The following is an 11,417-nucleotide window of genomic DNA, read 5'->3' as shown; positions in this document are numbered from 1 at the left end:
TCTCCGCCTCGCCGGCGCTGTCCTCATCGAAACCCACGACGAATGGCAGGTCTCCGACCGCCGTTACCTCTCCGAGGAATCCATGCGGAAAATCGACGAGAAAACCACCACCACAACACCCGAAGAAATCACACCCACCCCCCTCGACACCCCCGAACTCCACGCCGCATAATATAGAAGAATGCAGAGCGAAACGCGAGCGGATCTACACCACTCCACGGGGCTCTATCCACAAGCCAACCCGTCGTAGCCACCTCAAGTCTTGGATCATTAGCTTAGCGTAAACGTGCCGAGACCCCGCCCTCAAGATAGGGTCTTGTACCGATCAGTCCAGAGAGGTACGGTTCGCGTGTGCTCCACGCCACTATGGCCCGCTACTGCGCCGCTGAGCTGCTGACACTCGGACATCGTCAGTTGCCGTGTGGTCGACTGTTCCACCGAGTGCTTGGACCGATATGTCCAATCGCTGGCTGGCTGTCAGGATGACGCGCGTGGCGGCGCGGAGTGCGTTCTGAAGAGGCAAATCACTGCTCATCCGGCCACAGGACGGATGCTCCATACAGGTATCCGCACGCGAGCGCGAGTCCTGTACGAAGCCGTGTTGTGCGTCGGGCAATAACGCTCATCCAAGCTAGGGGAAAGGAGATGCCGTGGCGAATTCTGACGCGACGCGTTCGTGGTGGGTCGGCGTCGACGTCGGTGGGACGTTCACCGACGTCATCGCGATGCACCGCGAAACCGCCGAAACGCGCGATCACAAGGTCCTGACGACCAGGGGGCAGCTCGAAGTCGGAGTGCTGGCGGCACTCAAGGGCCTCGAGATCCCCCTCGAGAACATCGCTGAAATCGTGCACGGGCACACAGCCGGCATCAACGCGGTGCTCAGCCGCCAGGGCGCCTCGGTCGCTCTCCTCGCGACCGAGGGGCACCGCGATCTCCTCGACATCGGGCGCATGGACCGCGAGTTCGGGCCCCACTTCTACGATCCCACCTGGTTACGCCCGCACCAGGAGCGTCCTGTAGCCAAGCGCCGTCACCGGTACGGCATCCGCGAACGCATCGGCTGGGACGGTCAGGAGGTCGTGCCGCTCGACGAGGCGCAGGTCCGCGAGGTCGCGGCTCAGATCCGCGCGGCCGGGATCGAGTCGGTGGCTATCTGCTTCCTCAACTCCTACCTGAATCAGGCCCACGAGCAGCGGGCGGCGGCGATCCTGCGCGAGGAACTCCCGGGCGTCTACATCCAGACCTCGGAGATCTACCCGGTGACCAAGGAGCACGAGCGCACCGTCACCGTGGCCCTCGACGCCTACGTCGGGCCGATCGTCACCACGTACCTGAGCCGTCTGGAAGGCGCGCTGGAGAGCGCGGGCTTCGGCGGGACGCTGTGGATGATGACGATGAACGGTGGAGTCGGTTCCGTCGCCGAGACGTCCAAGGCTCCGGTGTTCCAGCTGGTGTCCGGCCCGGTTGGCGGTGTGGCCGGGTCGGTCGACCTCGCTCGCGCGTGCGGTGACGGCAACTTGTTGACCATGGACATGGGTGGCACAAGCACCGACGTCGCTACCATCCGCGACGCCACCACCCCCATGACCGACTCTTGGGCTGTCGAGCACGGACTCACCATGACGATGCCCGTGGTCGACGTCGGCTCGGTAGGGTCCGGGGCCGGCAGCATCGTGCACATCGACTCACTCGGCACGTTGCGGGTCGGGCCCGAGTCCGCGGGCTCGGTGCCCGGTCCGGCCTGCTACGGCCGTGGCGGCGAGCGGCCCACCCTGACCGACGCTTGCGTCGTGCTCGGCATCCTGCAGCCGGACCTGTTCGCTGGCGGTGCGCTGAACCTGGACGTCGAGCGGGCCCGCGCAGCGCTCAAGACGGTCGCCGACCCGATGGGCATGTCGGTCGAGGAGCTCGCCGACGGCGCCTACCGGCTGGCCTGCTCGGACGTTGCCGGCTCGATCCGCTCGATCTCCACCTACCGCGGACTGGACCTTCGCGACTTCAGTCTGCTGGCTTTCGGTTCAGCCGGCCCAATGATCGCCCACCAGGTGGCTCGGGAGATGGGGGTCGACAAGGTCGTGGTGCCGCAAGCGCCCGGCGAGTTCTCCGCTTACGGCCTGCTCACTAGTGACCTGCGTGTCTCGGCGGCCCGTTCACCGATGACGGTGCTGTCCACCGACGGCGACACGGACTGGGAAGGTATGTTCACTGAACTCGAGCGGCAGGTGGCGGCCAGTCTGGGCACCCAGGGCGCCGCGCAGAAGGACATCGTCTTCGATCGCGCCATCTTCGCGATGTACTCGGGCCAGACCTGGGACAACCGACTCGACATCGAACGGACAGCGATCGACGACGCGCGGGTCAAGCAGCTCATCGGCCGGGTGCACGACTTCTACCAGCAGCGCTACGGCTTCACCGCCGAGGAGTTGCCGATCATCGTCACCACCGTCGAGGTCACCGGGCGCGCGCCGCGCGCCACCCTGCCCAAGCACACCTCGCACGCCGGTGAGGGCGACCCGATCCTGCGCCGTGCCGCGGTCCGGCTCGACGGTGTCACCCACGAAGACACCCCGGTCTACAGCCGGGACCTGCTGCCCATCGACGAGCCGGTGGCCGGCCCGGCCCTGATCGTGGAGGACTACGCGACCACGGTTGTGCAGGCCGGGGCTTCGGCCACACAGGACGCCGCCGGCATCCTCCGGATCGTCTCGGACCGAAAGGACGGACACTCCGCATGATTACAACGATCGAGTCGAGCGGCACGCGCGGCCTGGCCGAGGGCGGCGCACAGCACCTGATCGATCTGGAGACTGTCCGGTACGGCCTCATTGAGGTCGCCCGGGACATGCACCAGGCCCTCATGCGGTCGGCCTTCTCGCCGATCGTCCGCGACATCAACGACTGCACCGCCGCCATCCACATGCGCACGGAGAACGGCTGGGAGATGGTCGCGGGCTGGGAGGGCTGTATGCAGCACGCCTTCACCTCCCAGCACATCTGCAACTTCACGATGAACGAGTGGGATGAGGAGCACCTCGAAGACGGCGACGTCATCTTAGTCAACGACCCCTGGCGCGGCGCCATCCACTGCTCCGACATCAACATCCTGCGGCCGGTCCGGATCAACGGCCGTGCGGAGTTCGTCCTGCACTCCACCTCCCACGTGGTGGACCTCGGCGGCCCGATCCCCGGCGGTTTCGCCAACGGCGTACAGACCGCCTTCGAGGAACAACTGCGGTTCCCGCCCACGCTGCTCTATGCAAACGACCAGCCCGTAAAAGCAGCCTTCAGTTACCTGCTGGAAAACGTCCGCGTGCCTGCCTCCGTGCTCGGCGACGTACGAGCCCTCAACGGGTGCTTGGCCATCGGCGAGCGCCGACTGCGCGAGCTGATCGACAAGTTCGGCCGCGACTTGGTCCATGAGGGCGCCATGTATGGCGTCGAGATGACCGAGGCGGCGATGCGTGCCGGGATCGCTCAGATCCCGGATGGGGACTACCGCGCCGAGGACCTCATTGACGAGGACGGCGTCACCGACGAATCCGTGCCGCTGGTGATGACACTGAAGAAGCGTGGCGACTCGATGGAGGTCGACTACTCCGGAACCGGGCGCCAGCCACTGGGTAACGTCGGCACCGCGTGGTGTGAGGCGACACGGTGTATCGAGGGTATCAAGTTCATCGTGGATCCGACGTCACCGGTCAACAGCGGCACACTGCGCCCCATCGAGTCGATCCTGCCTCCAGGCAGCGCGGTCTGCTCCCTGCCCCCTACGTCGGTGTCCAACCACGTCGATATCGGCGGTCGCATTGTCAACCTCGTCGTTCAGGCTATGAGCAAGGCAATGAGCGACAAGGCCATCGCTTGCGACTCTGGCACCTTGGGCGCGATCGCGCTTGGCGGCATCGACGATCGTCCCGGCCACGTCGGCAATCCTTGGGCATCCTTCGCCCTCGCTGGCGGAGGCTGGGGGGCGACCTGGAAGGGCGACGGCCTCACCTTCTGCACCCTAGCCATTGGCAACTGCCGGACCTCCGTGCAGGAGCACGTCGAGCGAGAGTCTCCGCTCGTTGTCGTACAGCACGAGATCATGCCTGACTCCGGCGGTGCGGGCGAGCATCGCGGTGGCAACGGCGCGGTCTACACGATCACGGCGCTGTCAGAGACCGCGATCAGCGTTACCGGCGACCGCACCCGGATGGGCACGCACGGCACCAAGGGCGGCGGACGCGGGATGCCGTTCTACGGCTGGCTCATCCCAGACTTCGACCCGAACGCACCCTCGAGCCTCGACGTGTTCGACCTGCGTAACGCCCAGCCGTTGTTCGGGATGTTTGACAGCAACGGGGTCCCGTCTCCCGATGGCGGCACGTTCGGCCTGGGCACGAAGTACACCAGCGCGAAGGTCTCCGGCATCGTGCTCAGGCCCGGTCAAGCGATCCGGGTGATCGTCGGAGGTGGCGGCGGCTGGGGTGACCCACTTGCTCGCCCCATCGCAGACGTCCTCGACGACGTACTCGATGGCATGCACACCAGGGCATACGCCGAAAAAGCGTACGGCGTGGTGTTCTCCGACGACACGACGATCGACGAGGAGGCCACGAAGGCCCGACGGGCCGAACTCGCTGCCGCCCGCGAGGCCGGTAAGTGGTCGGTGCCCACGGCGTGCCCGCTGGAGTGGAAGGTCGCCTGAACGCCGACGCCACGCACCATTGATTCTCCGGCGTTCTCACCGCGCTGGCGAACCCACTCTGAGAAAGGAGCTCCCGATGGGAGTCGAGCGCATGTTCTTCCCGCGACCGGAGGAGGAGCGCATCTTCGTCTCTCGGACGCCTGTGGAGGCGACGTGCCCGAAGTGCGGGTCCACGAACGTGGCCCGCTACCCGGTCGCGAACTTCATCGGCCCGCGAATGGTCACCAAGTGCCAGGACTGCTTCCACCACCTGGCAGTCGAAGTCCCCGCTGACGACGACCACTGGCCGCCGTGGCGGGCACCCACGTGGGGCTGGTCGGGCACGCGCGCCGGCTAACGACTGACGTCTCCGGTGGGGCAGCTCGCCCCACCGGAGACGTCAGTCACGCACCCCCAAGATCGTTCCCGTCAAGACTCCGGCATCCGGAGGAATCAGCCATGAACCCACGCATCCGCACGACCAGCCTGACGGACGTCAACCGATGAGTTTCCGTACCGCCGCGCTGGTCACCGGCGGCGCCAGTGGCATCGGCCGTGAGGTCGTCCGGCAGCTCACCAACCACGGCCTGCATGTCATCGTCGCCGACATCGACCGCGACCGGGCGATCGCGGTCGCCGACGACATCGGCGGCACGGCGATCAGCCTCGACGTCGGCGACCCCGACGCATGGCGATCCGTCACCGATCACCTCAAAGAACTCGGCCTGCCCCTCAGCGCAGCGATCCTCAACGCGGGTGTCGCCCTCGGCCAGGCCGAGATCCTCGATATGGACCTGCCGACCTACCGCCGGGCCTGGTCGGTGAACGTCGACGGAGTCGTGTTCGGCCTGCGCGCACTCGTGCCGCAGCTCGAAGCTGCCCGCGGCCACGCCGTCATCACCGCGTCGCTGGCCGGACTGACCGCTGTGCCGTTCGACCCGGTCTACGCCATGACCAAGCACGCCGTCATCGGCCTGGTCCGCTCGTACGCACCCACTCTCGCTGCCAAGGGCGTCGGCTTGCACGCCGTCTGCCCCGGACTAGTGGACTCCGCAATGCTCGGCGCCGCCCGCGAAGCACTCGACCGGATCGAGTTCCCACTGGTCAAGATCCCCGATGTCGCTGCCTCCCTGGTCGCCTGCGCTCTGGGCACCGATCCGAGCGAGGTCGTCGTCGTGCAGCCCGGCCGACCGCCGCTGCCCTACCGATTCGCCGACGTCCCCGGCGGGCGCACCGGGAAGACGATGCCGCCGCTGCCAGCCCTACTGCCGATCGGAACCCGATGTGGCAGCTGACAGCGAATCCGCGTTGATCCCTGCCCACTCCGCACCCGGCGGGCATCAGAACCTCAGAAAGGCGCTACTCCCATGACCATCCCCCGTGACGCCGTCATCGTCGACGTCCTGCGAACCCCCGTCGGCAAGGGCAAGAAGGAAGGCGCGCTCAGCCACATCCACCCGGTCACGCTGCTGGCAGAGGTGCTGTCCGGGCTGGTCGAGCGCAACGGCCTCGACCCCGCCATGATTGACGACGTCATCGGCGGCTGCGTGACCAAGGCCGGCGAGCAGGCGGTCAACCCGACGCGGACAGCGGTGCTCGCCGCCGGATTCCCGCTCTCCGTACCGGCCACCACGATCGACCGCCAATGCGGATCGAGCCAGCAGGCGGTCTCCTTCGCCGCGCACGCGATCACAGCCGGAGCTGCGGACATCGTCATCGCCTGCGGCGTCGAGTCGATGTCGCGCGTGCCCATGCACTCCGACATTCAGGGTGCCGACCACCTCGGCCCCCGCATCAAGGACCGCTTTCCCGGCGGGTTGATCGGCCAGGGCCTGTCAGCCGAGCTGGTCTGCTCCCGCTGGGGGCTCGAGCGAGAAGAGCTCGACGCCTACTCCGCGACGTCCCACCAGCGAGCTGCTTCCGCCCGACAAGCGTTCGCACCGGATCTGATGTCCGTGACAGACGCCCCAGGGCTCTCCGTCGACGAAACCATCCGTCCCGCCACGACGGCCGAGGGCCTCGCCACGCTCAAGCCGAGCTTCCAGAGCAGCGCAGCGGCCGAGCGATTCTCGGAGATCACCTGGAAGATTACCCCGGGTAACTCCTCGCCGCTCAGCGACGGTGCCGCGGGCGTGTTGATGATGAGCGCAGCCAAGGCCGAGCAGCTGGGCCTATCGCCGCGGGCGCGGATTCACGCGACCGCGGTCGTGGGCGACGACCCCATCGTCATGCTCATGGGCGTCGTTCCCGCGACCCGCAAGGTTCTCGAGCGCGCCCGGATGACCGTCGACGACATCGACCTCTTCGAGGCCAACGAGGCCTTCGCCCCAGTTCCGCTGGCCTGGATGCGGGACATGAAGGTCGAGCACGAGCGGCTCAACGTCCACGGTGGAGCTATCGCACTGGGCCACCCTCTCGGTGCGAGCGGGGCCCGCATCCTCACCACCCTGGTCGGCGCACTCGAACACCGCCGAGCACGCTTCGGGCTCCAGACGATGTGCGAGTGGGGTGGCATGGCCAACGCCACCATCGTCGAACGAATCTGAGCCAGCCGACCCGACAGCGCCCGAGGAGCTAAACATGAACACCTACACCCTGCGCGACATTCTGAGCAAGACCGTGACCGACGCCGGAGCCGGCCCACACAACATCGCACTCACCTTCGACGGCAGGCACGTGACCTTCAGCGAGCTTGACGACCGCTCAACCCGACTGGCCCACGGACTGCTCGCCGCCGGCTTCACCAAGGGCGACAAGGTTTCGGTGGTGATGTACAACCGGCTCGAGTGGGTCGAGCTGTTCTTCGCCCTGGCCAAACTCGGCGGCGTGATCGTCCCGATCAACTACCTGCTGGCCGCGTCGGAGATGCAGTACATCTTCGACGACAGCCAATCGCGATGGATCGTCGTCGAAGGCACGCTCCTACCCGCCCTCAAACCGGCGCTTCACGACAACGCCAAGCGGACGCTCATCGAGGTCGGAGAGCACACAGGGCTCGGCATCGCCTACGAGAGCCTGACGGCCGCCGGCGCTCCCCCGCCGCTGCCAGACGTGCGCGCTGACGACCTGTTCCTGCTGCAGTACACCTCGGGTACCACCGGCTTCCCCAAGGGAGCCATGCATAGCCATTCGACGGTCCTATGGAACAGCCACCACCAGATCGTCGATTTCGGGATCACCAACGAGGACGTCTACTACGTGGTGCCCGCGCTCTGCTGGGCCGCCGGTTTCCACGACCTGGCGCTCGCGACGTTATGGCGCGGCGGACGGGTTGTCCTGGGACGCAACACGGGCTTCGACCCAGGCGAGTTCCTCCGGCAGGTCGAACTGCACCGCGTCACCAAGGTCCTGCTGGTGCCTACTGTACTCAAGCGGGTGCTGAACCATCCCGAGTTCGACCGCTACGACACCTCGTCGCTGACGATGGTGCTCAGCGGCGGAGAGCCGGTCCCACCCTCGTCATTGGAAGGGCTGAAGGCCAAGCTCCCACACTGCGATGTTCTGCAAGTCTACGGCATGAGCGAGTTCCCCTCGCTGATGTTGCTGATCACCGGCAAGGACGTGCAAGGCCGCACTGGCTCGACCGGTAAAGCGTGCTCGGCCGCTACCATTCGCATCGTCGACGCCGCCGGTCAAGATGTCCCGCCGCACACCATCGGGGAGATCATCTGCCGGTCACCCGCGAACATGGTCGGCTACTACAACAAACCCGAAGCGACCGCTGCAGCACTAGCTGACGGTTGGCTGCATACAGGCGACCTTGCTAGCTACGACGACCAGGGCTTCGTCTTCATGGCCGGACGAGCCAAGGACATGATTATCACCGGTGGCCTGAACGTGTATCCCGCGGAGATCGAGCGGGTCCTGACAGCCCACACCAACGTGATCGAAGCAGCGGTGGTCGGCGAACCTGACGAGAAGTGGGGTGAGATCGGGGTGGCTCACATCGTCGTGCGCGAGAACACCCATCCCGATCAGGAAGCCATCGCGGCCTACCTGCGCGAGCGCATCGCCGGTTTCAAGGTTCCCCGCGTCTACCGCTTCACCACGGAACCGCTGCCGCGCACCACCTCCGGGAAGGTCCAGAAACACCGGCTCGGCAAGGTGACCTCCAATGCCTGACGGATGCCGGGCTGGATCGATCGATGCGCAGCTCCGCGCGATCGAGCACGCCGGCAGCGACCACCCTCATAGATGGGGCCCGGAGGTCCTCGACTGAGCCGCCACCGGGCACGCGGGCTTTCAGTAGCCGCGTACGACCGACCCGACGCCGACACGGTTCGCGCAGCGATAGGAAAAGAATCGGTAATCGTGATCAACGACGCCAGCAAACGCGTCTCGAATGATATCCACCCACCGCAAACACAACTAATCGATGTCAAGTTCACCGGTTCAAAGCGGGTACGGACCCGTCAAGATCGGAACACTTGGTCGCGCCGTTCATCACATATACAAACCCTGGACAATCCTTTGGACCGATCGGTACAATCACGACATGGCCGTGAACCGGACAACCACTGAGCGGACCGCGCTGGTCACAGGAGCGTCGCGCGGGATCGGCGCCGGCATTGCGCGCCACCTGCTCGATCGAGGAGTCCGAGTCGCCGGCACCTACCGGTCGAGTCTGGAGAACATGGAGAAGCTGGCCGCGATGCATCCGGACCAGGTGCTGCCGATGCATCTCGATCTGGCGCGACCCGAGACGACGCTGAGTGCAGTCGAGGAGGTCCGCATGCAGTGGGGCCGTCTCGACTCGCTGGTGCTCAACGCCGCGGTGTGGCACGGGGGCAGGCTCGCTAAGATCGACCCTGACACGTGGTGGAGCGTCATCGAAGCGAACCTGCGTAGTACCGCGGCGCTTGCCCGAGCCGCCATCCCGATGCTGGTCGACGGCGAGAACCCGAGCATCCTGCTCGTCGGTTCCGTCGTCGGCGTCGTCGGGTTCCCAGGAGACACTGCCTACGCCAGCGCGAAGGCCGCTGCAGTTGGTTTCGCCCGCTCGCTCGCCAAGGAGCTAGCCCCCAAGGGAGTCCGGGTCAATGTGCTCGCGCCGGGCTTTGTCGAGACCGACATGACCGCGGCAGTCCCCGAGACCTCGCGACACAAGATCGCCTCGGAAACCCCCCTCGGCCGATTCGGGACCGTGGACGAGATCGCACGAGCCGCAGTCTTCCTGTCCGAGGACGCCACTTTCTGTACGGGCGCTGTGCTCGCCGCCGACGGCGGCTGGTCCCTATGATTACAAGGAGGAATTCCGTGGCTGTTGGCCTGCCCACCGATGAATACGTGAAGCTGCGAAAGACTATCTTCACCACGATCTGGAACGAGCTCGACCCTCTTGAGCAGGAGATCGAGAACACCGAGAAGATCCCCTACGACGTCGTGATGCCGGCGCTGAAGGCGTGCGGCGCCTTCGGCCTCACCACCCCGCGAGAGTACGGAGGATCGGGGCTGTCGATCGCCCAGTACCTGCCCATCCTGGCCGAGTTCGCGAAGATCCAGGGCGGCATCCGGGCGATCGTGCACGTCCACAACTCGTTCACTCACGCCCTGTCCGAGATCGGCAACTCCGAGCAGAAGCAAGAGATTCTCCCGGGCGCTGCCATCGGCGAGAAGTCGCTGGCGTTCGCGTTGACCGAGCCCGGCAACGGCACCGGCGCGGACCTCTCGACGACCGCCCGCCGCGACGGTGACCGCTACGTCATCAACGGTCGAAAGTGGCTGATCACCAACTCCGACATCGCCTCACACTTCCTCGTGATCGCCAAGACCGCCCCGAAGGAAGTCTCAGCGATCATCGTCCCGCGCGACTCGTCCGGCCTCACTATCTCGCCCCTTCCAGAGACCATGGGCTGCAAGGGCGGCGAGCACGGCGAACTCGTCTTCACCGACGTCCGGGTTCCCGCGACCGGGCTGGTAGGGGCCGAAGGCGAGGGCATCGCGCACCTCGAACGAGCACTCGAGATCAGCCGAGTTTTCATCGCCGCATGCTCACTGGGAACGGCGACCCGCGCACTGGAGCTATCGCTGAAATACTCCAAGGATCGCGTCACCTTCGGCAAGCCAATCGCCGAGCGTCAGGCCATCCAGCGCTACCTGGCAGAGATGGCAGCCGACGTCTACGCCCTGCGCGGCATGCTCGCCGATATTGCCTCCAAGTGGGACCGCGAATGTCGCGTTCCAGCCGAGTCCTCCCTGGTCAAGCAGTTCGGCCTGGAGGCCGTGGGTCGCGTGACCGACCGCGCCCTGCTGGTGCACGGCGGCATCGGCTACACCCGCATGTATCCGATCGAGCGCCTCTACCGCGACGCACGACTGAACTGGCTCGAGGAGGGCACACCGACCATCCAGTACCTGGTCGCAGCGCGCGAGCTGCTCAACGGCTACACCTTCGACGACGCGTTCGACTCGGTCCCGCAGTAGCGGCCACGGCAGCACCAGGTGGCACTGTTGCATTGGCGAAGTCCGCCGTCTCGGCTGCCGATCAGTCATGATCGAGTGATGCACCGACGTCGTGTCCGTCCGCCGGTTCCGACGTCGGAGTTCGCGGGGTTCCGTTTCCCGCCCGAGGTGATCGTGCTGGCGGTGCGCTGGTACCTGCGCTACGCCCTGTCCTACCGGGACGTGGAAGAGCTCCTGGCTGAGCGCGGCCTGGTCGTCGACCACGTGACCGTCTACCGGTGGGTGTGCCGGTTCACCCCGCTGCTGATCGATGCGGCCAGGCCATACCGGCACACCCCGGGTG

At 66.1% G+C, this 11,417-nt stretch carries 8 protein-coding genes and 2 pseudogenes; all 10 read left to right on the top strand.

Features of this window, described 5'->3' with window-relative positions; all coding sequences use genetic code 11:
- A pseudogene (locus DD1DGNOD_RS29225) lies at positions 1-172 on the top strand (IS256 family transposase); the annotation flags it as partial.
- Between the two features lie 478 nt (positions 173-650).
- Positions 651-2,738 carry a hydantoinase/oxoprolinase family protein gene (locus DD1DGNOD_RS10745; protein WP_131766090.1) on the top strand — a complete coding sequence of 696 codons (2,088 nt, stop codon included), beginning with the start codon at positions 651-653 and terminating at the stop codon, positions 2,736-2,738.
- The gene (locus tag DD1DGNOD_RS10740; protein ID WP_131766089.1) at positions 2,735-4,693 is read left to right on the top strand and encodes a hydantoinase B/oxoprolinase family protein; all 1,959 of its coding nucleotides are present in this window, start codon (positions 2,735-2,737) and stop codon (positions 4,691-4,693) included. Before DD1DGNOD_RS10745 ends, DD1DGNOD_RS10740 begins: the two co-directional genes overlap by 4 nt.
- 76 nt (positions 4,694-4,769) lie before the next feature.
- On the top strand, positions 4,770-5,030 hold the full coding sequence (locus DD1DGNOD_RS10735) for a hypothetical protein (RefSeq protein WP_131766088.1): 261 nt from the start codon (positions 4,770-4,772) through the stop codon (positions 5,028-5,030).
- A 145-nt stretch (positions 5,031-5,175) separates the two neighbouring features.
- The gene (locus tag DD1DGNOD_RS10730) at positions 5,176-5,967 is read left to right on the top strand and encodes an SDR family oxidoreductase (protein WP_131766087.1); all 792 of its coding nucleotides are present in this window, start codon (positions 5,176-5,178) and stop codon (positions 5,965-5,967) included.
- A 72-nt stretch (positions 5,968-6,039) separates the two neighbouring features.
- Entirely contained in the window at positions 6,040-7,218 is a 1,179-nt protein-coding gene (locus DD1DGNOD_RS10725; RefSeq protein WP_206443084.1) for a thiolase family protein, read from the top strand.
- Between the two features lie 34 nt (positions 7,219-7,252).
- Complete coding sequence (locus DD1DGNOD_RS10720) at positions 7,253-8,794, top strand: class I adenylate-forming enzyme family protein (protein ID WP_131766086.1); 1,542 nt, start codon at positions 7,253-7,255, stop codon at positions 8,792-8,794.
- Positions 8,795-9,167: 373 nt separating this feature from the next.
- The gene (locus DD1DGNOD_RS10715; protein WP_131766085.1) at positions 9,168-9,911 is read left to right on the top strand and encodes an SDR family oxidoreductase; all 744 of its coding nucleotides are present in this window, start codon (positions 9,168-9,170) and stop codon (positions 9,909-9,911) included.
- Entirely contained in the window at positions 9,908-11,095 is a 1,188-nt protein-coding gene (locus tag DD1DGNOD_RS10710; protein WP_131770021.1) for an acyl-CoA dehydrogenase family protein, read from the top strand. Before DD1DGNOD_RS10715 ends, DD1DGNOD_RS10710 begins: the two co-directional genes overlap by 4 nt.
- Before the next feature lie 78 nt (positions 11,096-11,173).
- Positions 11,174-11,417: pseudogene (locus DD1DGNOD_RS10705) on the top strand (IS6 family transposase); the annotation flags it as partial.

Origin of the sequence: Candidatus Protofrankia californiensis (assembly GCF_900634765.1) — a bacterium.
Lineage (GTDB): Bacteria > Actinomycetota > Actinomycetes > Frankiales > Frankiaceae > Protofrankia > Protofrankia californiensis.
This window is presented reverse-complemented; position numbering and strand designations above follow the sequence as displayed.

What these genes read in the sequence shown, in the direction of transcription:
- DD1DGNOD_RS10730 (WP_131766087.1), top strand. Translation starts at nt 5,176, where the DNA reads ATGAGTTTCCGTACCGCCGCGCTGGTCACCGGCGGCGCCAGTGGCATC.
- DD1DGNOD_RS10715 (WP_131766085.1), top strand. Translation starts at nt 9,168, where the DNA reads ATGGCCGTGAACCGGACAACCACTGAGCGGACCGCGCTGGTCACAGGA.
- DD1DGNOD_RS10725 (WP_206443084.1), top strand. Translation starts at nt 6,040, where the DNA reads ATGACCATCCCCCGTGACGCCGTCATCGTCGACGTCCTGCGAACCCCC.
- DD1DGNOD_RS10740 (WP_131766089.1), top strand. Translation starts at nt 2,735, where the DNA reads ATGATTACAACGATCGAGTCGAGCGGCACGCGCGGCCTGGCCGAGGGC.
- DD1DGNOD_RS10720 (WP_131766086.1), top strand. Translation starts at nt 7,253, where the DNA reads ATGAACACCTACACCCTGCGCGACATTCTGAGCAAGACCGTGACCGAC.
- DD1DGNOD_RS10710 (WP_131770021.1), top strand. Translation starts at nt 9,908, where the DNA reads ATGATTACAAGGAGGAATTCCGTGGCTGTTGGCCTGCCCACCGATGAA.
- DD1DGNOD_RS10735 (WP_131766088.1), top strand. Translation starts at nt 4,770, where the DNA reads ATGGGAGTCGAGCGCATGTTCTTCCCGCGACCGGAGGAGGAGCGCATC.